Here is a 23,535-nt window from a genome sequence, read left to right on the forward strand (position 1 = left end):
TTATTATATATCTATCTTGATAAAGCATTGGCTGTTTACCATGCTCGGTTAAATCAACAATAGCTAATCTACGATGTCCAAAGAAAAAACCATCTCCATAATAATGCCCCTCACCATCAGGACCTCGATGAATTATTGAATCAGTCATTTTCTTAAGATTCGATTTATCTAATACGCCACTAAAAATATAACCAGCAATTCCACACATATTAAACCTTAAAATTTTTCAGCATTTAGCTATTTCTTTAGTTCCTTTAAGAATAAGGAACAAATAAATAAGATATAAAACAACTTCATGCACAACAAAAGCAATCAGAAACTCTTCAATTGAAAGAGAAGAGGAGAAATACAATGTTACACTAATCGTACATAGATAGAGAACTTGCCATAAAACCCCCATCTTTATGTTTTGTTCTAAACCAAGAACTGCACTTAATGGGCTGACAGCGAAACGTACTGCAACAGCTATGACTAAATAACCTGCATAAACCCCAGCTTGTGACCATTCATTACCAAAAATAATTGAAAACAAACTTTCACCCCATATGAATAAAACAGGCACAGCGGGGAGGTATATAATAAAAAGTAACAAAAACATTTTTATTATATAAAGATTAAGTTTCTCTGGCTCTGTTTGACTTATTTCAACTACCTTTTGAAAGAGAACCTGTGCAATAGCAGATGAAATAATCGATGTCGGCATATTCAAAACACGAAAAGTCAGACTAAACATTCCCGTCACTGAATTTGAATAGAACTTCGTCAACAGTATAACCGGCATTTGTACAGCTCCTGCATCGCACAGAGCCCCCAAAACTCCATAAGTCGGGAACTTATGATACTTTATACCTTGTTTTTGTATCGAATTTATTTTTGATTTTCTTATTAGCGACTTATAGTTTCTATCTTTCTTTAAAAGGTATATTGAACCAGATACTATTCCTACGAACTGCCCACAAATAAGACCACCTGATACCTGTAAAAAACCAAGTGACGTTTGGGCGAAACCTTGAAATAAGCTTTGATTCACACGCGACACTGCTGTGTTTATGAATTTTTTCTGCCTATTATTCCAATAAGTTAGAGCTTGATAAATACCTGTGAACAACACAGATACAGGGACTAAGTACAACCAAACAGCAATATCCTCATTACCTAGAAAACGAGCAATTTGCGCATTCCAAATCGATATAGGTATACTAATCAGCAAAGAAAAAAACAGAGCAACTAGCATTGAAAGTTGCAAAAGAAGACGGGCATCCTCATCATCTTTTGGCAACATAATAGCTATTTCATAACGCCCAGTAGCAACCACTCCCAATATAGATACGCATGCTGCATAGAGAGCCAAAAGACCAAAATCTTCTGGTGAAAACATCCGAGTTAGTATAGGAATAATTGCAATGGGTATTGCTTGAGCAATACCTGTCCCTGTCATTAACGTAAGTACATTTTTTGAAAAGCTTTTATTCAACAATATTCCACTCTATAAATATCTCTTCGAAAGTCGGCAACGCCTGCTTTGCATACTCAACCACTGCTACTTCATTTAAGTGGTGCTCGTCGTAATAAAGCAATTCACCATTATAAAAAGGAGGACTTTTGAAAACAGGCAAAAAATTAAGTTCAAGGTAATGAACACGATCAATGACCATGCTTAGATCATATAAGTATTCATTTGTACGCAAATAGTCTGGATTGATATTCACATACGGTGTCAACCCTAAGGACAAAAACCTCTTAGCACGCTGTGGATTTCGATTTAATAGTGGAACCTGACTCAAAATATAAACTTGCGCCTGTGACGCCATATTCTGTAAAAAATCACGTAAAGCACGATTAAATTCCTCACTACGGAGATGCCAATTCCAAGATGCCGTTATAAATATTAACTCAACATTCTCCAGATAGGATTTTGTCTGTTCAATTTGGGCAACACATGATTGCTGTGCCCATTCAGCAATCCGATTGTAATCAAATCCAGGAATAGTCACGCAACTACTCGCAGTTATAACCCTAGCTTTAAAGCCAATTTCTTTTCCAATATGATCAAAAAAGTGATTGAGCATAGCTGCGTGCGAATCGCCCAAGACCAATATCTCTTTTACACTATCCAGGTCCCCTCTCAGACAATCACCAACTATATGCCCATGGCAATTTTGTGAATCATCGCCATAGCGCAAATACTCTAGTGGCAAGGCTACAGGAGTAAACATGGCATTCACTTTCGCCATGGTCTGAGATGCACCTAATACACCAAAAACCAGAAGCCCCCAACTAAGTGCTTGTTTCTTGTTGGTACTCTTGCTTCTGAAAACCCGTTCAACCCCATAGTAGGAAACAATAGATAGTATGAATGTCAGCAGAACAAACAGGATGCTGAATTCTATATCGAGTACCTCTGCACTTGTGTAGTAGCGCAAAAAAGCCAATACTGGCCAATGCCAAAGGTAGAGTGAATAAGACAGCCCACCAAGCCACACCAGAGTTTTGCAACTCAACAATTCGCCTACCCATCCTTGTGTTGGCTGACTGAGTAGAAGCACGCTTCCAACGACAGGTAACAGAGCTAGAATGCCAGGAAAAGACCCTAGCAGTGGTTGGGTAATTGCAGAAATAACAATCAACAGCATCCCAAGTATACCAAGCCAGGCAGTGCTTCCCTCCACCCTAGACACTGTTGTTACATACAGAGCTGCCAGACCGCCCACAAAAAATTCAGGCAGCCGAGCATACAGACTGTAGTAAGTTGCTTGCTCCATGCCCAAAAACCGCAGGCGGTATTCGGCTAATGCAGTTAACCCAATCAATAAAACGACAAAAAACCATTTTAATAAGCGAATCGGCAGCAGTAATACAATAAAAGGGGCTAATAAGTAGAACTGGATTTCTACGGCTAATGACCATGTGTGTAGTAACGGCTGTTCATAACTGGCCGGAGCAAAATAATCACCAAAGTCAGCGAAATACCGATTGCTGCTAAACCAAGTTGCTTTTTCCAACCCTTTTCGAAACGTGTTGAAATCACTTGGTAGAAACAATACTGCTGCCACTAGAGCTACTATTATCAGCATCAAAAAGTATGCTGGAACAATCCTCTTAAAGCGACTCACATAGAAATATTTCAGAGTTTCAGTAAGAGAATAGCCAGCACTGGATTTTTTATGCAGCAAAATGCTAGTAATTAAAAAGCCAGAAATCACGAGGAAAACATCGACACCAACAAAGCCTCCAGGAAGCCATGTCGGGTTTAAGTGAAAAACCATAACAGCAAGTACTGCTATGGCTCTTAATCCTTGAATATCCTTACGATGAGGAACAGAACTCACTGTGCCAAACTCTCTACCACACGTTGAATATCTTGCTCAGTCAAATAAGGATGCATTGGTAAACTCATCACTTCTTCTGCAATTTCATCGCCTATCGGCAATTGAATACTGCTATCAGCAACTGCTGGTTGTTTATTCAAGGGAATGGGATAATGTACGGCAGTTGGAATGCCAGCCTCTTGCAGCTTGTGCTGAATTTCAGCTCTATTCTTAACTCGGATGGTATATTGTGCCCAAGCCGAAATATTATGTGCTTCCACAAATGGGGTTGAGAGAATACCAGCCTTATTTAATAAACGAGTATAGGTATTGGCTACCTGATTTCTTAGCTCGATTTCTTCATGCAAAACCTCAAGTTTTGGTAATAAAATCGCAGCTTGTAAGGTATCTAAACGGCTGTTTACACCTACACGAATATGATGGTAGCGACGATCCTGTCCGTGACGAGCAATTTGGCGCATGACAAGGGCCAATTCATCATCATTAGTGAAAATAGCACCGCCATCACCATAGCAACCTAATGGCTTAGTTGGGAAAAAACTGGTACAGGCAATGGTGCTTAAGTTACACGATTTTTTGCCTTTGTAACTGGCCCCAAAACTTTGCGCAGAGTCTTCAATCACTGGTATGCCATACTTGGCGGCAATCGTATTAATTGCATCAAAGTCAGCACATTGTCCATACAAACTTACTGGAATAATTGCTTTGGTTCTTGGCGTAATAGCCGCTTCTAGTTTAGCCGGGTCTAAATTGTAAGTTTTCGGGCAGACATCAACATAAACCGGTTTCGCCCCTAAAAGGGCGACGGTTTCTGCGGTGGCGATATAAGTAAATCCGGGGGTTATCACTTCATCACCTGGGCCAACACCTAATGCCATTTGGGCTATTTGCAATGCATCAGTACCATTAGCAACCGTGATACAGTGCTTAGCTCCAGTATATGCAATTAATCTTTGCTCTAGTTCAGCCACCTCAGGACCCAAAATATACTGACCATGGGCGAGTACTTTCTGAATTCCGACATCAATTTTTTCTTTAATTCGCGCCTGCTGCGCACCCAAATCAATAAACTGCATTTTTAGCTCCTAGCCTGATAGCCAAGTGAATCCTCAGCAACTTGCAAATATATTTACATCAAAGAATTATTTATTAGCACTGATGTCTTTTAATCACAGTGTCACCGCTGAGGGTATAAACAGCACCAGTATGAGGACAAATCACTTCAGCGTCTCCGCTCAATGGCAAGTATAGCTGCTCACCAAATTCACTCATCCAACCTTTTTGTTTAGCTGGTACACCCACCATCATTGCATAAGCAGGAACATCTTTGTTCACAACTGCCCCCGCGCCGATAAAAGCAAACGCCCCAATAGTTACACCACAGACAATCGTACAATTAGCACCAAGCGTAGCCCCTTTTTTGACTAAGGTATCGCGATATTGATCTTTGCGTTCAATCAGTGACCGTGGATTATAAACATTGGTAAATACCATGCTTGGCCCACAAAATACTCCCTCCTCTAAATGCACATTGTCATACACTGAGACGTTATTTTGAATCTTACAATGATCGCCAATCGTAACTTTGTTTCCCACAAATACGTTTTGGCCCAGTGACACACCTTGGCCAATATGGGCACCGGCACAAACGTGTGTCCAGTGCCACACTCGGCTGCCATCACCTATTTGTGCACCATCATCAATAATGGCTGTTTCGTGTTTAAAATATTTCATGAAAAATGTTCTATCGATTGAGAAGGGAAGCTGAACACTTCCCTTGTGAAGGCTATACCCTTACTACTTGAAGCTGCAGCGGTGTTGGCTACGTTGGTTCACCCCTATCACATAGTTTATCTATGCTCATGGGGATTCATTCACTCACTTGCCGCCTACCTGCAACTCCAAGTAGTTTGGCTATTAATCAAAGGCGGATGTCTGCTTCATCGGCGGTTAATACATGCTTCACATCATAAAGTACATGCTCTTTTTTACCTAAACGACGTAACTTTTCAACACCCATCTGTTTGGTTTGACTATGATCCACGGCCAGTACGATTGCATCGTAGTAACCATCGCGCAGCTCATCAATCAACTCAATACCGTACTCATGCTTCACTTCCTCTTTCGAGGCCCAGCTATCGTATACATCAACTGACATGTTGAAATCTTGCAATTCGTTAACAATATCAATAATTTTGGTATTACGAACATCAGGACAATCACCTTTAAAGGTAAAGCCCATGATCAGCACTTTTGCTTCATCAATATGAATTTTTTTACGTGACAGAGATTTAACTAATTGTGTGGCGACGTATTCACCCATACCATCATTAATACGACGACCAGCTAAAATCACCTCTGGTCGATAGCCAACTTCTTGTGCTTTATGGGTGAGGTAGTAAGGATCCACACTGATGCAGTGACCTCCAACTAACCCCGGCTTGAAATGCAAAAAGTTCCACTTTGTGCCAGCTGCTTTTAAAACAGCTTCAGTATCAATATCTAGTCGATTAAAAATTTTGGCAAACTCATTGATTACAGCAATATTTAGATCACGCTGGGTATTTTCAATAACTTTAGCGGCTTCTGCCACCTTGATTGATGGCGCTTTATGGGTACCAGCAGTGACTATCGAAGCGTATACTTGATCAACAAAATCAGCCACTTCAGGCGTAGAGCCAGAAGTTATTTTCATGATCGTAGTTAAACGATTCACTTTATCTCCTGGATTGATACGCTCTGGGCTATAACCAGCAAAGAAATCGCGATTAAACACTAAACCTGAATTTTTCTCTATGATAGGAAGGCACACTTCTTCCGTTGCACCGGGATAAACTGTTGATTCGAAAACGACAATATCACCGTGGGAGACCACTTTCGCAAGAGCTTCAGAAGCTTTTTTTAGTGGGTTAAGATCCGGTGTTTTTTCATCTGTGATTGGTGTAGGCACGGTAACGATATAAAAATTACAGTCTTTAATCTCTTCCAATTGGTGAGTGTAACTCAGCAATGGAGCACTACGCAGTTCCTCTTCGGAACATTCCAAGGTTAAATCAATGCCAGAGTGTAATTCAGCGACCCTTTTCTGGTTAATATCAAAACCTACCGTGCTAAACTTCTTACCAAACTCAACCGCAAGCGGTAAGCCAACATAGCCTAAACCAATAATGCCAATCTTTACATTTTCTAACTTCATTTTTCTTTACTCGTAATTACAGATTCAATGGCAAACCAATTTCTTTATGATCGCGAGCTGAGCGATAAATGCTGATCAATAGCTCAAGTGATTTTAAACCCTCACGGCCGTCGGTTTCTGGCTCTGCCTCGCCACGCAATACATCGGCAACGTTTTTAAAGTAAGGTGGATGACCAAATCCATAGACTGAAGTGGTTTGGTAGTTGGCTTGTTCAATTTGCTGATCGTAATCTTTTGATTCTGCAAAATTCCATTCTTGGATTTCATTAACCGCCACGCCACCAACACGCACTGTCCCTTTTTCCCCCAAAATAGTGATTGAACCCTCTAAATTATTGGGATAAGTACACATAGTGACCGCCATTGAGCCTAACGCGCCATTACGCCATTTGATGTTCACCACACCAGTATCTTCAACTTCAATATCACGATGAGTGGAGGTCATAGCATGGATGGTTTCAATAGGCCCCACTAGCCAATGGAGAAGATCGACATAATGAGTCGCCTGATTCATAAAAGCACCACCATCCATGTGCCAAGTACCAGACCAAGCAGCGCGGTCGTAATACTCTTGAGGTCTGGTCCAAAACACATTTAAATGCACCATATGGATTTTACCAAAACGCTTTTCCGTCACTGCACGCTTAAGTAATTGCAATGTTGAATTACGGCGGTTTTGTTTAACCACAAATAAACGCACCCCAGCGTCATCACACGCTTTAACCATTGCTAGTCCATCTTCCCACTTGGTCGCCATCGGTTTTTCGGTAATCACATGTACACCGGCTTTCGCAGCTTTAATAGTTTGTGGTGCATGTATGCCACTCGGGGTACACAAGGTGACGATATCAAGTGTTTGTGAAGCGAGCAGATCATCTATCGAGTGATAACCCGGAACGCCGTATTTATTTGAATGCAGCTCTAACACTTCTGGGTTGTTATCGCACACCGCGACCAGCTCATATTCTGAATCAAGCTGCTCAATTGAGCCAAAATGATTTTTAGAAATACGCCCACAACCAACGACTGCTATTCGAATTTTTCTATTTTTTATCATATTAATCACTCTAATTTGCTACTTTTTTATCTCAGTGATAGTCTCCCACTGAGACAGCTTTGTATATTTTGAGACAGCCGCGTATTCGCTATCCATTATAAAAATTAGGTTTTACTTCAAACTATCCCAATAGGAAGTTCTTCTTTTCTAAACGCAAAGCGCACCAACACCATTGCCACACCCAACATTCCGCCGAGCATCCCACCAAGCACCACAATCAAAGTACGCTTAGGTTTATCTCGGGTGAGTGGTTGTTCCGGTTGGTCTAAATAGTAGAAACCGCTTACCGACCACTTACCCTCTGCACTTAACGTTTCTAAATCCAATTGGCTCAATTTACTTTGTAAAATCGCCAATCTTGGCTCAAATACACTCAAATCTTTGATTGATTTTAAGGCTTCCACTTTTGCTTTTAATGCTCGGCTACCAATGTTAATCGCAAAAATCTCTTGTTCACCTAAATTTTGTACTGGCTGTTTAATATCAGCCGCCTCAGCAATGCTTAACGCATATTGGGTACGCTCTAACTCAACTTCTAGACGTAATTGTGCTTGTTGCAGTAAGTTTTTTTCTTGCTGTGTCAATTCCCCATATTTGGTCACTAAGGTACTAAGCAAATCGTCATTGAGCTGCTGATTAAGGGTTTGGTTAACAAACTGAATATACTCATTAAGTAAGGTTAAGCTGCTGGCTTTATCTACCGATTGAAAACTTAAGGTAAATGTGTCGTTGTTTTTACCTGTAGCGGAAGCTTGGATGCGCGTAAACCACGACCCGTATAAACTCTGAATGACTTCGGGGTCTTCCGTTTGCGTTAGCCATTCCTTTTGCAAAGCTAAAAAAGTGGGGTTGGTTTGCATAAAGCGGCGTTTGGTGCCGTTAGCATTAAACGTTTGAATAAATTGCTGAAAAATGAGTTTAGGATTAATCAAGCCATCTAATGCATTACTGACAATAACGGTGCCATCTTCTTGATAGAGATCAAACAGTGGCTGATACTGCTTCACCTGTTGCTGGAAGGTTACAATTTGGCTTAATGCAGGTTGGGTAACAGTCGCTTTGGCACTCCACCACTGCTGCGCGGTTAATGCATAAACCACTGCCGCAACAGCAAACACAACCGTGCACAACAATATGGTTAGTTTCCCTTGCCATAGCGCACTAAACAGCTCACGCAGGTCAATTTCATCATTGTTGCTTTGTTGGTAGTAAGGAGGCACTGGTGGGTACGCTGAGTGTGAAGAAGGAGAGGGTTGATTCACAGTGTTGATCCTATAACTGGTTTTTAGGCACGCTACCGCCCTTAGGTATCCGCTCCTAAAGGCTTACTGTTTAGTTGTTGCTCAGGCTTTATCGAGTTTGTCAATTCAAGCGACATAGCGTGCCGAAGTTTAAAGCAAAACCCTTTTCAAGGCGAGACGTTCAATGAGAAAAGCGAGCTTTTGTGATTACAGCCCCTAGCGAAGCCGCTATAATGCGCTCAACTGTTCGTATTATAACCATAGGAATTTTGTATGATCATCGTAACCGGTGGCGCTGGCATGATTGGTAGCAACATTATCAAAGCGCTAAATGAACAAGGCATTACTGATATTCTTGTTGTCGATAATTTAAAAAATGGGCGTAAATTCAAAAACCTAGTTGATCTGGACATTGCCGATTACATAGACCGAGACGATTTCTTGGTGCAGATCATGTCTGGTGAGGATTTCGGCCCTATCGAAGCGGTATTTCATGAAGGCGCTTGCTCTGCCACCACCGAATGGGATGGCAAATATGTAATGCTTAACAACTATGAATATTCTAAAGAGCTACTGCACTACTGCTTAGAGCGCGACATTCCATTTTTGTATGCTTCATCAGCTGCAACCTATGGCGATACCGATACCTTCATTGAAGAAAAAGAGTATGAAGGTGCGCTGAATGTATACGGCTATTCTAAACAGCAGTTTGATAATTATGTGCGCCGCATTTGGCAAGAAGCACAAGCACACGGTGAGACCCTTTCCCAAATTACCGGTTTTCGTTATTTCAATGTCTATGGTCCGCGCGAACAGCACAAAGGCTCAATGGCTTCTGTTGCTTTTCATTTAAATAATCAAATGAATGCGGGTGAAAACCCGAAACTGTTTGCAGGTAGTGAAACCTTCCAGCGTGATTTCGTTTATGTGGGTGACGTAGCTGCGGTGAATTTATGGTTTATGAACAACGGTGTATCTGGTATTTATAACTTGGGTACTGGCAACGCAGAATCTTTCCAAGAAGTGGCTAAAGCCGTTATCAAGCACCATGGTAAAGGTGACGTTGAAACCATTCCATTCCCTGACCACTTAAAAGGTGCTTATCAAGAGTTTACTGAAGCTGATCTGACGAAATTGCGCGCCGCAGGTTGCCAGCATCAATTTAAGACGGTGGCTGAAGGTGTGGCTGAGTATATGGCGTTGATTAATAAGTAGTGATGGCTGTAATCACCCCCTCCTAACCTCCCCCTAATAGGGGGAGGAACTAGTAAACATATCTCCCTAAAAGGCTGCTCTCCTATGACTGGAAGACTAATATGGAGTAACCATTGGAAGGGGATAAATGAAAAATTGATCATGTTTCTTAGACATATGAAAAGCACTGGCTGCTAACTCGTGGAGTATTGATGAACATATTAATGGCCTTATCTCAACTTGAGGTCACTGGGGCAGAGGTTTACGCCACAACCGTTGGCGATGAACTGACAAAGCGTGGGCATAAGGTATTTTATGTTTCCGATACGCTAACAAAGCCTCACCAAGGTCTATTTTATAAACTTCGTTTTAATAAACGCAGTATTCCTCGCCGCTTTTGGCATGTGGGTTATCTTATTTATCTGATTAAGAAACACCATATCCAGCTAGTGCATGCACACTCTCGCGCCTCCAGCTGGAGTTGTCACATTGCTTGCAAATTAACAAATACGCCTATGGTCACCACTGTACATGGTCGTCAGCCTGTACACGCCTCCCGTAAAAAATTTCACGCCATGGGTGACAAAGCGCTGCCGGTTTGTGAGGCTATTGAACAACAACTCATAACTGAATTGAATGTTCCACAAAGTTCGCTCGTCGTAAGCCGAAACGGCATTGAAACGCAAGAATTCGCTTGGCAAAACGCTCCTCAAAATAGCAAACCTGTGATCAGTATTATTGGTAGGTTAACCGGCCCCAAAGGAGATCTTTGCTATCGGTTGCTCGATGAGTGTTTAGACTCAGCGAAATACCAGATTCAGGTCATATCTGGTTCTAAAATTGAAGCGCGTTTTGATAAGTTTACTTCTGACGTTCACTTTCTTGGTTATTCACAAGATGTCGTCTCGATAATTGCTCAATCAGACTTAGTCATTGGGGCTGGCAGAGTGGCAATGGAATCTTTGCTGTGTGGACGGCCTACCCTGGCAATCGGTGAGGCAAGTGCAATTGGTATTGTCGATGACGATAATATCGCTGCGGCCATGGCAAGCAACTTCGGTGACATCGGGCCTAAAGATCTCGATATTGATTTTTCAAAAGTTAGTCAATATGTAGAACAAGGGTTAAAAACACCACACTGCTCGCCACAAGTCAGTGAGATAATTCAGCACAGCTACAGCTTAACCAATGTGGTCGATCAAATAGAAGATATTTATCAAACGGTTCATGTTGAAAAGCTGCGTAAAGAGATGCCGATTATTATGTATCATCGCTTTATTAAGGATGAGAGTGAAAAAGGCGTACATGGAACCTATCTGCATATTGACATGCTTGAAAAGCACTTCAAACTGCTAAAAAAAATGGGGTTTGCAACGCTAACCTTTAAAGATTTAGCGGATAAAGGACTCATTCACCGCCTTGAATCAGGCAAGCGCTATATCATCTTAACGGTTGATGACGGCTATCAAGATAACTACGAATTGATGTTGCCGCTATTACGAAAATACGGTTTTAAAGCGGTTGTCTATGTAGTAACTGGGGAAGATTTTAACCGTTGGGATGTTGAAGTACCGAGCAATCCAGAAAAAGCCGTTGCGTTGATGCACAAACACCAAATTAGGGAATTACACCAATCTGGTCATGTAGAAATTGGCGGTCATACAATGACTCATCCATTTCTCAGCAAACTCAGTGAATCTGAACAGCGTAAAGAGATCTCACGTAATAAGCTTGAACTCGAAGAGCTACTAGGCGAACAATTGGTTTCTTTTGCATACCCCTATGGCGATCATGATACGCTCTCAAAACAGATCGTGCATCAATGTGGCTATCAATTTGCGGTTGCTACTAACAGCGGCCCATTATTAATGCATCAAGATCTATATCAAATACGGCGTATTGCTATATTCCCTAAAACCGATGTGTTTGGCCTATGGCGCAAAGTGCGCGGTAATTATACGTTTCGTAAAATAGGGAACTAACTATGGCGTGCAAATGATAACAACTTTAGTTTATTAACCGAAGCTCATACTAAGGGATTGAATATGTCTGGTTTCTCTTTTATAGAAAAATTGCGTAATAAAATTCGAATTAAGCCGAACAATCATATTCAGGTTGGTCAAAATACTCGTATTCGTTATTGTGACATTCACGTCAATGGTAAAAATAATCACCTTATCATTCATGATGATGCTAATTTAAAAGGCGTTTCAATTGAGTTGAATGGTGAAAACTGTACGTTAGAAATCGGGGCAAATTGTGTTATAGGGGAGAATTGCTTTTTCTCTTGCCGAGAACGCAATACTCAACTTGTTATCGGTGACAACTGTATGTTTTCACGTAATGTAAAGATAATGACCAGTGATGGCCACAATATTTTACAAAATGGTAAACGCATCAATCTAGCTAAAAGTATTTATATAGGCTCACATGTATGGTTAGCGGATAATGTTACCGTCTTAAAAGGTGTCAATATAGGTAATAATTCTGTTGTCGGTATAAACTCAACTATCACAAATTCTGTCAGTGCAAATGTCATCGCTGTTGGTAACCCTGCAGAGGTGATTAAAGACAATACATCTTGGGAGGATAAACTAAGCTATTAATAGCTTAGTTTATCGAGATTCTTTAATAAACTTTAACCAATCGTGGAATGTATCTAGCCGTCTCTTGTGACGATAAATTTCATTTTGGATTCTCTCTATATTTTTGTTATTTAATTTAGAAAAAAGTCTATACATTAATGTGTTTTTAGATATGCCATCACGATTTTGCAAATAAACAGGAACATCGAGCATACGTTCAAACTTATCCAATGCTTCAAAGTTAACTCTCAAATGATTACTACCGGAGGTTCTAATTATTACATATGGAAACTCATAAAAACGTGATATTATTCCTCGTTGTAATAATAACTCACTAAAGCATGCTTCAGGAGCACTAATTCCCCCAAGATTTACTTGATTAAAATCAATATAGAATCGTTCAAAAGTATTATCCTGTCTATTAAATACAGTATCCATTACCTCTACAGTACTAAGATAAAATATATCTGATGCTAGATTAGTGTATATCTTTTTTTGTCCCTGAATATGTTGGTGATATCCATTCGAAAAATGAATACATACATTACTAGAAAATTCGAACTCTTTAATATAGTCTTCCAAAGATAATATAGACAAAGGCATTACATCCGGCCTTAATGTGATCACAAAATCGTAGTCAATCGAATTATTCAATGCATACTCTTGCCTAAGGATATTTACCTTTTGCTGTGAATGATACATTGCTTTCATGGCTCGCAAAAGAATATTATTATTGGAGTTGAAATAACCATCATGCATTATCATCGCATTATCTTCAATTTCTAACGCTATCGGCTGATAACATTCAATCAAATGATCACGATTAGTCAAAGCAACATCATTTTTTCCAGAAGAGGCTTTATGCCAGGAGGGATCATCATGCTCCTCTGTTTCCCATGTATGAATAAAAACATCACAATCATACTTCGAGAGAATATGAGCTACCTGATATGGATATGTTTCACGATAGCTTCTTAAATGACCAAAAAATTGCAATGCAATTTTGTAGCTATTTTTTCTCATCATATCTAATTCCAAAGAAAATCATAATGACTAAACTGTACAATATCACAGTATGATTGTATAAAAATAATGAATCAAAACATAGGCATATCCCCGTAAAAACAACTATAGATATACCCGTAACCTTTGAATAATGATTATCAGCTTTCAATACAAAAATTAATGGTGAAAAAATAAATAGACATATTAGCAACAAACCAATAATACCACTATCAACTAAAACCTGAATAAATTGATTATGAAAATTTGCATTAGGATGAATCAAGAAGCTTCCTAAGTAACTTGGGTATTGCTGACTTGCGATTTTTTCTGCCGAAAGAGACTCTACTTCATCTCTTTTAGTCCCTAAAATCATATTATCTGATGCTTTATCAAGACCTGATTCCCAGAGTTTGATACGAATACCTGTTGAAGACTTATAATCATTATACTCATAATTATGTACCTGATTAATCGCATCACTTACTCTAGTATTTACTATTGGTATTTGCCAAAGCACGATAGGCAACAAAAAATATCCTATAACAATAGCTAAAAACTTCATCCTTGAGGGTGATATTATTAATAAATATAAAGTCATAAAGATGAAAATTACTAATATGGCAAGTAAAGTGGCACGTGTCTGAGTAAGGATAATTGTATTAAATAACAATGCAACACTCAGTAATGAAAAAATAATTACTGGTAAAGATTTTAATTTACTTCTCAAGATAAAGTATGAAGTCAAAATCAAACAAACGCCAGCAAAATAAGAATAAGGAATAGGATTTAACGCAAAAAAACCCGCCCTACCCACTTTAAGGTAGAAAACCTCATAATATGAAAAAACACTAGAAAAAATAGACGCTATTAATAAAAATAAAAATGTTAAATTACTATTGAAAAGACCAAATGGAAAAAATATAAAATAGATTGCTACATATAAAATAGATGTTGGAAAATCCGCATTACCATCATTTAAATACTGCATCAAGAAAAAATAACAGCAAATAATTATTGCACCAAAAAATATTAATTTTTTTTGGTGCAATTCTTTCTTCCATATCTTATAAAAACGCACCGCGCAATATAATGATGATAACAGCACGACCCTCGAAAAAAAATGCTTAGAATCTGGGATATGAAATATAATTAAAAATGTGACAAAAAATGGAGAGCATATGATGAAATATTCAAATGACCTCCATAATAATTTTAAATTCTTCTTCATTTTTTCACTTTATTGTTATGATAAAACATTGCAAACTTTCGGTAGAGTGAATATGTTTCACGGATGATCTTGCGATACCATTTCGCCTTAGCTTCTTCACCGAGTTGAATTGTAGTGCCAAAAGTTTCAGGATTTTCTACGACGAAAGGTTTGAATAAATATGATGGCATATGATGGATATACAAAGAACCAATATAGTTATCGACTGGCATACACCATCTTTTTGAACCTAATAACAACTTACTAGCAGCAGTGGGAGCTATAGCATAAGACCGGGTACCACCAAAATTATTCGTCATAAAAGCAATCTGATACATTCCGTTATCTTCTTGTGTAACAAGTTGACACTTATCTGTTTCTGGCTCTAATCGTAAAAAACCATACACTTGAACTTTTTCTTCTATCATAGATAAGAAAGACGCTAAGCTGTCATTTAAAGCTGCATCATCTTCGATGACTAAAATGGATTCATTAAGTTCCACACACGCTTTCCACAACAGATAATGACTAGCATAGCATCCTAATTCTCCCTTTGATGGCATCCGACCACTAGTCAACCATAAGCGCTTAGCATAATTGTAATTGGAAAACAAAGCGTTGGAGGGATCGGACCTCCCGTCTATAGCGTCAAAAAATTCAAATTCTAATCCTAGTGTATCAAATTGTCTTTTTATATTGTCTCTTCGTTCAGGAGAACGCTTAAGGCTAATGACGAAGATTTTCATGCATTGAGATCCAGTTTGATGATTCACTTTACTGTAAGAGTTGTCTTAATTAGAGCATATTTAGATTTAAGTTAGAACGTTTTTGTCAGTTCTAATCAAGGTTATTGCAATGGTTAAGTGGTCAGCTAGTTATCATTTTCAAGGTGTTATGCTATCCTTTGTAGCGATTTGATGAGAACGTAGATAACTAAATGAAAATTCTTGTTATTGGCCCTTCATGGGTAGGCGATATGGTGATGTCACAAAGTTTATATCAACGCCTTAATCAACAGCACCCTGATGCACAAATTGACGTTCTAGCCCCCGCTTGGTGCAAACCTATTTTGGAACGCATGCCAGAAGTTAATTGCGCGATTGAAATGTCGATTGGGCACGGCGCTTTTAATCTTGCAGGTCGATGGGCACTCGCACAAGAGCTAAAGCGCAACAATTACACTCATGCCTATGTCTTACCAAATTCGGCAAAATCAGCACTCATACCGCTATTTGCGGGTATTCCTTCTCGTACTGGCTGGAAGGGTGAGTTTCGCTACGGCTTACTTACTGATCTTCGCCCTAATCGTAAAGTGTTCCAGTATATGGTTGAACGCTATGTGGCTCTTGCTTATTCAAAAGAAAGCATGCTCGATGAAGTACAGCTAGAAAACTGCCCTCACCCTTCTTTATTAGTTGATAGCAAAGCTCAGCAATATGCCATTTCAAGATTAGGCTTATCGACAACCAAACCAATTGTCGGTTTATGCCCAGGGGCTGAGTTTGGTCCGGCTAAAAGATGGCCTGACCACTATTATGCTCAAGTTGCACAACACGCTATTGAAAGCGGCTATCAAATCTGGCTTTTTGGCTCGACCAAGGATAGCAAAGTATGTGACCTCATTCGTTCAGCACTTAGCACCGAACAACAAAAATATGCCTTTAATCTAGCTGGACAAACCTCACTTGTTGAAGCTGTGGATCTGTTGGCGGCTTGCCATACCGTCATCAGTAATGATTCAGGATTAATGCATGTCTCCGCCGCCGTAGATTGTAATATCGTCGCAATTTATGGATCAAGCTCACCGCAATACACGCCACCGCTAACTGAGCGCTTAGAAATGGTGTATACCGATATTGAATGCCGCCCATGCTTTAAGCGAACCTGCCCATTAGGGCACTTAAATTGCCTAAATCAACTGCAACCGGTGCAAGTTATTCAAGCTTTAGATAGATTTATTGGAAAAGATTCATGAAACACCTCTGGTTTGAAAAAGGGGCTTATGCCTCGAAGGCCGCGCGCCAATACTTGAATGGTTATTTTAATCCTTTAGCGATCAAGAAAATTGCCGTCATTCGCCATGCTGCGCTCGGTGATCAAGTCATTGTGCGCCCCTTTTTGATTGAAGCTCGGAAGTTCTTCCCTCATGCAGAAATAACATTAGTCACCGTTTCAAACTACCTCTATGGAACACCAGCAGAGTTAGCGGATAAAACAGTGGTAATGAAAAGCCGTGAGGATTCAAAACACTTATCACTCAAGCAAAAATGGCAAGACTACAGCCAACTGGAAGAGCAAGATATTATATTTGATGTCGCTGGGACAAATCGTTCTTACTGGATGACATTACTGACTAAAGCAAAACTCAAAGTTGGCTTTCCTTACACGCCATTTTTATGTGGCACCTTGTATAACTTGGCAGTATTTCGCTCTGACTTTCAACCAGAAGTAGAATGCATGCTCGATATGCTTAAAATCCTTGGCCACAGCCCAAGCTATCCTCTCGATTTTGCCTACCCAGACAACAGGCAACTTTGTGATTTTGAGACACCTTACCTTGTCTATTTCAGTGGAGCTTCGCAGCTGAGAAAAATCTTATCTAAGCCTGAAATGCGTGCTGTCATCGAGCAAACTATTGAGCAGCAACCCAATGTAAAACATGTCTTCCTTGAGGGAAAAAATGAGTTTGAAAAAGGTGAGTATCTACAAGATCTTGCAAAGGCTGGAAAATTAACGATTCAGCCATGCTTACCTTTAGATGAATTAGTCACGTTTATTGCGAAAGCAACGTTAGTGATTGCTCCAGACACTGGCATACGCAATGTGGCCATATCGACCCACACACCAACTGTTGGTATTTTTTACGCTACCGTCCCTTTTCGTTATACACCATTGTATGAAACACATACGATCGTGATGAATGCTAATGGTGAAAAGCCTTCTACTGAGCAAATTACTGCAGCGATTACTGCCACGTTGAAACAGCGCTCGATAACCGAAAAAAACAGATAGGATCAATCAATATGAGCCAAGTAACTGTATTAATCGCAAACCGATTAATCCGCTTGACCGGGAATATTTTTAAAATGCTCGCTTACCCATTTCATTGGGTGTTTCCAAAATTGCGTTTTACCATTCCTGCCTATTCACCAGCAAAATGGACTCGTTCTAATCGCAGTGCTATTCCACGTACAATTTGGCAAACCAACTTTACCGATCAAGCCTCCCTACCCGTTTATATTAACTACTTATTTAATCGATTAATGTCGCTCAATTGTGACTATCGCTATGTAAGTACCGAAGCCCGTGGTGAGTATTTACGAACCCACGCATCAACTGAAATCTATGATGCTTACATGCGGCTAACCAACGGCGCTGCTCAAGCCGATTTATGGCGTTTAGTAGTACTCAATAACGAAGGGGGCGTCTATATGGACATTGACGCAACTTTGGTATGGTCTCTCGATAAACTGATTGGCGATGAGCAACAAGCGGTTTACATAAAGATTGACAACAATACTCGTTTTACCAACTACTTTATCGCCTCAGCACCCAATAATAACGACCTCAGCCAAGCGATTGAAAAAGTACTGCATAACATTGAGAACTACGACCCTAAAATGGGCGTTTATTATTCAACCGGGCCTGGCGTATTTGATGAATTACTTAAAGGCAGAGAAGATCTTTGCACAAAAGATAGAAAATACGTTTGTATTCAAGGTAGTTTTACCAATGAACATTTTCAATATATAGATCGCCCTCGTTCGAAATGGACTCACATTAATCCGGATGATTTGGTAAAGAAAAAGGAACAGTAGAGTGGTGATTCGTGCTCTCTATACCTTACTTCTCTGTGTAGCTTCTCCTTTTTTAATGTGGGGCTTGTACAAAAAGCGGCCGGGCAAGCCGTGTGTTGGTACTCGCTGGAAAGAGCATTTTGGCTTCACACCACCGCTTAAAACTAATCAATCCCCTATTTGGATCCACGCAGTATCGGTTGGAGAAACGCTTTCAGTTTCTCCACTGATAAAAAAACTCAAATCACAATATCCTGATCAGCCGATTGTTATTACCACAACAACCCCCACCGGTGCAGAGCAAGCGGCTAAATTAGAAGAGCTTGCCGAGCATAGATATATGCCCTTTGACTTTTCTTTTGCCGTTCGTGGTTTTATAAAACGGATAAAGCCAAGCCAAATGCTGATCATGGAAACAGAATTATGGCCCAATACACTCAATACCGTAGCCAAAGCCAATCTACCCATTACAGTGATTAACGCACGTTTATCTGAACGTTCTTGTCAACGATACGCTAAATTTCAACCGATATTTAACTTATTAGCCTCTCACTTAACACGTGTACTTTGTCAGTATCCAGATGATGCACAGCGATTTATACGACTTGGTCTTACAAAGGAAAAAGTGTCTGTTACTGGTTCAATTAAATTTGATATTAATATTGATCAAGCAATCATACAAAGAGGCAAGCAGTTAAGATCTCATCTAGGGAGTGCGCGCCCAGTTTGGATTGCAGCCAGCACTCACCAAGGTGAAGATGAACAAGTGTTAGCCGCTCATGCCAAAGTACTTAAAGCACACCCTAGCGCACTGCTTATGCTTGTTCCGCGCCACCCTGAGCGATTTAATGCTGTTTTTGAGTTATGTAAAACACAATTTATGAGTGTGCGGCGAACTCAAACAGAGAATAAACTCGATCCAGAAGTACAGGTCTATCTAGCTGATACTATGGGGGAGATGCTAGTACTCATGGGATCTGCTGACATTTGCTTTATGGGCGGAAGCTTAGCGGGTGACAAAGTCGGTGGGCATAATTTACTCGAGCCAGCTGCGCTTGGTTTACCCATGTTGACTGGCCCAAGCTATTACAACTTCAGTGAAATCACTCAAGCCCTCAATCAAGCCGATGCTTGTGTGATCACACAAGATGCAGAGCAAATTGCACAAATGCTTTGTGAATGGTTCACTGATAACAAACAGCGTATTCATCGCGGCAAGCAGGGTTATCAAATCGTAGAACAAAACCGTGGCGCTCTTGCCAAAACACTTGAATATTTAGATTTATAAAGAGAATACTCTTAATGAAACGACTAATTGTTGATCTTGATGGGACACTAACTCAAGCCAATACTTCCGATTATAAAAACGTCCTACCGAGAATGGATGTGATTGAACAACTGCGCAATTATAAGCAAAAGGGGTTTGAGATTGTGATTTCAACGGCGCGTAATATGCGCACTTATGAAGGTAACGTCGGTAAAATCAATATCCATACTCTTCCTATCATTACTGAGTGGCTGGATAAACACCAAGTTCCGTATGATGAAATTTTAGTGGGCAAACCTTGGTGTGGGCACGACGGCTTTTATATTGATGATCGCGCCGTGCGCCCTACCGAATTTTCCTCAATGAGTTTGGAAGAGATCCACCAACTCTTCGAGAAGGAAAAATCATGTTCCTGATAATGTCTGGTGCCTACGTCGGGCAAGAATTGGAATCTGAATTTGGACGTATTCCACCTAGCTTTCTACCTTTAGGCAATCGACCTCTTTTCCAACATCAAGTTGCTTTAGCACCGCAGGGGGTGCAGATCTATCTCTCCTTGCCCGAGTCGTTTACCATCTCAGAAATCGACAGTCAGTGGCTTGAACAGCATCAGGTGACGATTATCGCTACGCCTGATGGACTGAGCCTTGGCGCTTCTTTGGTTGCTGCACTCAATATTAGTGGCCACTCACTTAATGCACCACTGCACATCCTCTACGGTGATACGCTTTTTAACCAACTTCCTGTTGGAGATGATATTGTCAGCGTTTCCACCGCGAAAGACAGTTATAACTGGGCCGTATTGACTAATGATGAAGTTGATTGGCTACAAGATGCCAACACTCCAATGAATAGCGAAAGTCAGCGGATTATCGATGGCTACTTTAAATTCAGCCGCCCACGTGAACTGGTTCGCAGTATTACACAGAGTGAGTGGCAATTTATTGCTGGTCTTAACCGCTATCATAAAAAGGTAGGCTTAAGTGCCGTCAACTCGATTGGCTGGCTCGATTTTGGTCATGTGAATACTTACTATCACTCCAAAGCTGAATTCACCACTCAGCGCGCCTTTAATGAACTGACCATCACCGCTAAATGGATTGAAAAATCGAGCATCAAAAACCAAAAAATCTCCGCCGAAGCTTACTGGTTTGATCATCTGCCAATGGCGATGCGCGGTTTCATTCCACAATATTTAGGTAGCCAAAACAGCGAGGGGAAAATTTCCTATCGTTTAGAGTATCTCTATCTAACAGCACTGAACGAGTTATTCGTTTTTTCCAGATTACCGAGCCAAATCTGGCAAAAAATCTTAGCCAGCGCGGTGGAGTTTTTAAGCCTGTGCCTTGAGCAACCTACCGAGCCGAATGTTCCCATCAATACTCTCGACATACTGTTTGCCGATAAAACCACTCTACGCCTTAACGAATTCTGTGCATCGCGACGCATCACGTTAGAAAAAAAGTGGCAATTTACAGGACAAGATGTCTCGCTCGCGCAAATTCTGCGCGATAGCCAGAAACATCTGCCTAATGGAGAACCCTTACTGGGCGTCTTGCACGGTGATTTTTGCTTTAGCAATATTTTGTATGACTTCCGAGCCAACAAAATTAAAACGATCGACCCTAGAGGGATGACGCCTGACGGGCAGAAAACACTGTATGGTGATATCCGCTACGATTTAGCTAAGCTGAGTCATTCAATTCTTGGTTTGTATGATTGGATTATTGCCGGTTACTACCATGTTGAGATTGGCGACAAAGCGATCGAATTAAAGATTGCAGAGCAGAGCCAACATAAAGAGACGCAGCAAGGCTTTATCGAACTAATTGAACAGACTTTTGGCCTCACGGCGAAAAATCTCTACGCGATGCAAATTCAACTTTTCTTATCGATGCTGCCTTTGCATGCCGATGATCGCCGTCGCCAAGATGCCTTGTTTGCCAATGCGTTCCGTCTCCATCAAATTTTATTGAGGCTTGATCAATGATTGTGATCCCAATGGCGGGAATGAGTTCTCGCTTCTTTAAAGCCGGTTATACCCAGCCCAAATATACGCTTGAAGCCCACGGTCAAACCCTGTTTGAACACTCGGTCAGCAGCTTTGCTGCGTATTTTGCTAACACTCCGTTTCTGTTCATTGTGCGCAATGTTTACAACACCGCAGCGTTTGTGAGCGAAAAAGCCTCTCAGCTTGGCATTAAACAGTTTTACATTGCTGAATTGCATACAGAAACTCGCGGCCAAGCCGAAACTGTGAGTTTAGGGTTAGAGGAATTAGCAAAGCAAGGCGTGGACTATCAAGGATCGATCACGGTGTTTAACATCGACACATTCCGCCCGAATTTTGTATTCCCTGACATTAGCCAACACAGTGATGGCTACCTAGAAGTGTTTCAAGGCAGCGGTAACAATTGGTCTTTCGCCAAACCAGAACATACCGGAAGCACCAAAGTGATCCAGACCGCGGAGAAAAACCCGATTTCCGATCTCTGTAGTACCGGGCTTTATCACTTCAATCGTAAAGAAGATTACTTGGAGGCGTATCGTGAATACGTTGCCAGACCTAGCCAAGAATGGGAGAGAGGCGAGCTATACATTGCGCCGCTCTACAATTTACTCATTCAAAAGGGGTTGAATATTCACTACCACTTGATCGCACGCCATGAGGTCATTTTTTGTGGCGTACCAGATGAATACACGGACTTTTTGAGGCAACCACAACCATGATCAAGATTGATGATGAAGCGATCACTTTTGTTGTGCAGGGGCCAGTGCAAGACAGTGCCAGTCGCCAGCAAATCGCTGGCATCACAGAGCAATGTTTGAACTCCATACGTCGCTTTTTTCCTAAATCGACCATCATTCTGTCGACTTGGAAAGGGCAGCCGTTGGATGGCCTTGATTACGACCAAGTGTTGGAATTGGATGATCCCGGCTCAAATACCGTTTTTTATGACGGTCAGCCGCTCAAACTCAATAATAACCGTCAGATGTACAGTACCCACATGGGGCTGAAAGCGGTAAAAACGCCTTATGCGGTTAAGCTACGCACCGATAACCTGCTGACAGGTCGCCAATTTGTTGAGCTGTATGAACAATATGCCGATGTCCCCAGAGCACAGAATTATCAATTTTTGACTCAGCGGGTACTCACCAGCAGCACGTTTTTTATTTCGAGTCACTATGGGCATCCGGTTCATTTTCATAAAAGCGATCTGTTTGACTTTGGCCTGACCCGAGATCTCCTGACCATTTGGTCTGATCGCTGGATACCAGAATTACACTTTACGCTTAAGCCGGGCTACAAAGCACGCCATCCAGCAACAGAGCAAGTTTTATGTCTGAATTGGATCTCAGCGCTACTCGGTGAAGAGCACCATATCGAGAGTAAAACCTGCGATCATGCAGGGTTAGGTGAAGAGTTTTGGCTACAGTTTATAGCGAATAACTTACTGATTGATGGCCCAGAAAAACTGGGATTAGATGTGACTGAACGTTTCTATCAGCGAGGTAATCTAGCACTTGAGTATGATTTAAAAGATTGGCTGTATCTTAACCAAATAACATCAATCCCACGTGATAAGAAACGTCTGTACCGTTACTATAAAAATCAAGTTGGCCGTATACTTAAAAAGATCCATTCTTTGATTTAAA

At 40.7% G+C, this 23,535-nt stretch carries 21 protein-coding genes and 1 pseudogene; 11 read left to right on the forward strand and 11 right to left on the reverse strand.

What is annotated here, in order from left to right; all coding sequences use genetic code 11:
- The 8 genes and pseudogenes from AACT18_RS04710 to AACT18_RS04745 all read right to left on the reverse strand — a co-directional run.
- Window positions 1-208: pseudogene (locus AACT18_RS04710) on the reverse strand (asparagine synthase (glutamine-hydrolyzing)); the annotation flags it as partial.
- A gap of 18 nt (window positions 209-226) precedes the next feature.
- Entirely contained in the window at window positions 227-1,474 is a 1,248-nt protein-coding gene (locus AACT18_RS04715) for a lipopolysaccharide biosynthesis protein (protein WP_069211958.1), read from the reverse strand.
- Window positions 1,467-3,329, reverse strand: a complete 1,863-nt coding sequence (locus tag AACT18_RS04720; protein ID WP_094142952.1) for an acyltransferase family protein — start codon at window positions 3,327-3,329, stop codon at window positions 1,467-1,469. Before AACT18_RS04720 ends, AACT18_RS04715 begins: the two co-directional genes overlap by 8 nt.
- The gene (locus AACT18_RS04725) at window positions 3,326-4,405 is read right to left on the reverse strand and encodes a DegT/DnrJ/EryC1/StrS family aminotransferase (protein ID WP_010317121.1); all 1,080 of its coding nucleotides are present in this window, start codon (window positions 4,403-4,405) and stop codon (window positions 3,326-3,328) included. Before AACT18_RS04725 ends, AACT18_RS04720 begins: the two co-directional genes overlap by 4 nt.
- A 73-nt stretch (window positions 4,406-4,478) precedes the next feature.
- On the reverse strand, window positions 4,479-5,063 hold the full coding sequence (locus AACT18_RS04730) for an acyltransferase (RefSeq protein WP_094125003.1): 585 nt from the start codon (window positions 5,061-5,063) through the stop codon (window positions 4,479-4,481).
- Between the two features lie 187 nt (window positions 5,064-5,250).
- Entirely contained in the window at window positions 5,251-6,525 is a 1,275-nt protein-coding gene (gene tviB / locus AACT18_RS04735; protein ID WP_094143038.1) for a Vi polysaccharide biosynthesis UDP-N-acetylglucosamine C-6 dehydrogenase TviB, read from the reverse strand.
- A 16-nt stretch (window positions 6,526-6,541) separates the two neighbouring features.
- Window positions 6,542-7,582 (reverse strand): Gfo/Idh/MocA family protein, encoded by a 1,041-nt coding sequence (locus AACT18_RS04740; protein ID WP_094125574.1) that lies wholly within the window; start codon window positions 7,580-7,582, stop codon window positions 6,542-6,544.
- A 116-nt stretch (window positions 7,583-7,698) separates the two neighbouring features.
- Window positions 7,699-8,844 carry a Wzz/FepE/Etk N-terminal domain-containing protein gene (locus AACT18_RS04745; protein WP_094125575.1) on the reverse strand — a complete coding sequence of 382 codons (1,146 nt, stop codon included), beginning with the start codon at window positions 8,842-8,844 and terminating at the stop codon, window positions 7,699-7,701.
- 252 nt (window positions 8,845-9,096) lie between these two features.
- On the opposite strand from AACT18_RS04745, the gene rfaD reads away from it, so the two are divergent.
- From rfaD to AACT18_RS04760, 3 genes are all read left to right on the forward strand, one after another.
- A complete protein-coding gene (rfaD, locus tag AACT18_RS04750) occupies window positions 9,097-10,038 on the forward strand; it encodes an ADP-glyceromanno-heptose 6-epimerase (protein WP_094125576.1) in 942 nt (313 codons plus the stop codon).
- A 191-nt stretch (window positions 10,039-10,229) separates the two neighbouring features.
- Complete coding sequence (locus AACT18_RS04755; protein WP_094125577.1) at window positions 10,230-11,999, forward strand: polysaccharide deacetylase family protein; 1,770 nt, start codon at window positions 10,230-10,232, stop codon at window positions 11,997-11,999.
- Window positions 12,000-12,062: 63 nt separating this feature from the next.
- On the forward strand, window positions 12,063-12,623 hold the full coding sequence (locus tag AACT18_RS04760; RefSeq protein WP_094125578.1) for an acyltransferase: 561 nt from the start codon (window positions 12,063-12,065) through the stop codon (window positions 12,621-12,623).
- Between the two features lie 9 nt (window positions 12,624-12,632).
- Here the strand turns inward: AACT18_RS04760 and AACT18_RS04765 are convergent, their stop codons facing one another.
- The 3 genes from AACT18_RS04765 to AACT18_RS04775 all read right to left on the reverse strand — a co-directional run bounded on the left by AACT18_RS04765 (window position 12,633) and on the right by AACT18_RS04775 (window position 15,560).
- Entirely contained in the window at window positions 12,633-13,628 is a 996-nt protein-coding gene (locus AACT18_RS04765; protein ID WP_254917410.1) for a hypothetical protein, read from the reverse strand.
- The gene (locus tag AACT18_RS04770) at window positions 13,612-14,655 is read right to left on the reverse strand and encodes an O-antigen ligase family protein (RefSeq protein WP_176445991.1); all 1,044 of its coding nucleotides are present in this window, start codon (window positions 14,653-14,655) and stop codon (window positions 13,612-13,614) included. Before AACT18_RS04770 ends, AACT18_RS04765 begins: the two co-directional genes overlap by 17 nt.
- A 176-nt stretch (window positions 14,656-14,831) precedes the next feature.
- The gene (locus AACT18_RS04775) at window positions 14,832-15,560 is read right to left on the reverse strand and encodes a glycosyltransferase family 25 protein (RefSeq protein WP_094124909.1); all 729 of its coding nucleotides are present in this window, start codon (window positions 15,558-15,560) and stop codon (window positions 14,832-14,834) included.
- 191 nt (window positions 15,561-15,751) lie between these two features.
- Between AACT18_RS04775 and waaF the strand changes: the two genes are divergently transcribed.
- The 8 genes from waaF to AACT18_RS04815 are packed head-to-tail and all read left to right on the forward strand — an operon-like array spanning window position 15,752 to window position 23,534.
- Window positions 15,752-16,789, forward strand: coding sequence for a lipopolysaccharide heptosyltransferase II (gene waaF / locus AACT18_RS04780; protein ID WP_094124908.1), 1,038 nt, complete (start codon window positions 15,752-15,754; stop codon window positions 16,787-16,789).
- Window positions 16,786-17,826 carry a glycosyltransferase family 9 protein gene (locus AACT18_RS04785; protein ID WP_094124907.1) on the forward strand — a complete coding sequence of 347 codons (1,041 nt, stop codon included), beginning with the start codon at window positions 16,786-16,788 and terminating at the stop codon, window positions 17,824-17,826. Before waaF ends, AACT18_RS04785 begins: the two co-directional genes overlap by 4 nt.
- 11 nt (window positions 17,827-17,837) lie before the next feature.
- Window positions 17,838-18,632 (forward strand): glycosyltransferase family 32 protein, encoded by a 795-nt coding sequence (locus tag AACT18_RS04790; protein ID WP_161439605.1) that lies wholly within the window; start codon window positions 17,838-17,840, stop codon window positions 18,630-18,632.
- A 1-nt stretch (window position 18,633) separates the two neighbouring features.
- Entirely contained in the window at window positions 18,634-19,899 is a 1,266-nt protein-coding gene (gene waaA / locus AACT18_RS04795) for a lipid IV(A) 3-deoxy-D-manno-octulosonic acid transferase (protein WP_094124905.1), read from the forward strand.
- A gap of 14 nt (window positions 19,900-19,913) precedes the next feature.
- The gene (locus AACT18_RS04800) at window positions 19,914-20,294 is read left to right on the forward strand and encodes an HAD-IIIC family phosphatase (protein ID WP_088732963.1); all 381 of its coding nucleotides are present in this window, start codon (window positions 19,914-19,916) and stop codon (window positions 20,292-20,294) included.
- Window positions 20,285-21,868, forward strand: a complete 1,584-nt coding sequence (locus AACT18_RS04805; RefSeq protein WP_094124904.1) for a capsular biosynthesis protein — start codon at window positions 20,285-20,287, stop codon at window positions 21,866-21,868. Before AACT18_RS04800 ends, AACT18_RS04805 begins: the two co-directional genes overlap by 10 nt.
- The gene (locus tag AACT18_RS04810) at window positions 21,865-22,608 is read left to right on the forward strand and encodes a glycosyltransferase family 2 protein (protein ID WP_094124903.1); all 744 of its coding nucleotides are present in this window, start codon (window positions 21,865-21,867) and stop codon (window positions 22,606-22,608) included. The genes AACT18_RS04805 and AACT18_RS04810 overlap by 4 nt, the downstream gene beginning before the upstream one ends.
- Complete coding sequence (locus AACT18_RS04815; protein WP_094124902.1) at window positions 22,605-23,534, forward strand: WavE lipopolysaccharide synthesis family protein; 930 nt, start codon at window positions 22,605-22,607, stop codon at window positions 23,532-23,534. The genes AACT18_RS04810 and AACT18_RS04815 overlap by 4 nt, the downstream gene beginning before the upstream one ends.
- Window position 23,535 lies beyond the last annotated feature (1 nt).

The sequence above is a fragment of the Vibrio sp. V04_P4A5T148 genome, assembly GCF_963875605.1.
Classification (GTDB): Bacteria; Pseudomonadota; Gammaproteobacteria; order Enterobacterales; family Vibrionaceae; genus Vibrio; species Vibrio anguillarum.

Excerpts from the sequence above, each read along its gene's own strand:
- AACT18_RS04725 (WP_010317121.1), bottom strand. The coding sequence starts at position 4,405 with ATGCAGTTTATTGATTTGGGTGCGCAGCAGGCGCGAATTAAAGAAAAA.
- AACT18_RS04730 (WP_094125003.1), bottom strand. The coding sequence starts at position 5,063 with ATGAAATATTTTAAACACGAAACAGCCATTATTGATGATGGTGCACAA.
- tviB (WP_094143038.1), bottom strand. The coding sequence starts at position 6,525 with ATGAAGTTAGAAAATGTAAAGATTGGCATTATTGGTTTAGGCTATGTT.
- AACT18_RS04740 (WP_094125574.1), bottom strand. The coding sequence starts at position 7,582 with ATGATAAAAAATAGAAAAATTCGAATAGCAGTCGTTGGTTGTGGGCGT.
- rfaD (WP_094125576.1), top strand. The coding sequence starts at position 9,097 with ATGATCATCGTAACCGGTGGCGCTGGCATGATTGGTAGCAACATTATC.
- AACT18_RS04755 (WP_094125577.1), top strand. The coding sequence starts at position 10,230 with ATGAACATATTAATGGCCTTATCTCAACTTGAGGTCACTGGGGCAGAG.
- AACT18_RS04760 (WP_094125578.1), top strand. The coding sequence starts at position 12,063 with ATGTCTGGTTTCTCTTTTATAGAAAAATTGCGTAATAAAATTCGAATT.
- AACT18_RS04765 (WP_254917410.1), bottom strand. The coding sequence starts at position 13,628 with ATGATGAGAAAAAATAGCTACAAAATTGCATTGCAATTTTTTGGTCAT.
- AACT18_RS04775 (WP_094124909.1), bottom strand. The coding sequence starts at position 15,560 with ATGAAAATCTTCGTCATTAGCCTTAAGCGTTCTCCTGAACGAAGAGAC.
- waaF (WP_094124908.1), top strand. The coding sequence starts at position 15,752 with ATGAAAATTCTTGTTATTGGCCCTTCATGGGTAGGCGATATGGTGATG.
- AACT18_RS04785 (WP_094124907.1), top strand. The coding sequence starts at position 16,786 with ATGAAACACCTCTGGTTTGAAAAAGGGGCTTATGCCTCGAAGGCCGCG.
- AACT18_RS04790 (WP_161439605.1), top strand. The coding sequence starts at position 17,838 with ATGAGCCAAGTAACTGTATTAATCGCAAACCGATTAATCCGCTTGACC.
- AACT18_RS04800 (WP_088732963.1), top strand. The coding sequence starts at position 19,914 with ATGAAACGACTAATTGTTGATCTTGATGGGACACTAACTCAAGCCAAT.
- AACT18_RS04805 (WP_094124904.1), top strand. The coding sequence starts at position 20,285 with ATGTTCCTGATAATGTCTGGTGCCTACGTCGGGCAAGAATTGGAATCT.
- AACT18_RS04810 (WP_094124903.1), top strand. The coding sequence starts at position 21,865 with ATGATTGTGATCCCAATGGCGGGAATGAGTTCTCGCTTCTTTAAAGCC.
- AACT18_RS04815 (WP_094124902.1), top strand. The coding sequence starts at position 22,605 with ATGATCAAGATTGATGATGAAGCGATCACTTTTGTTGTGCAGGGGCCA.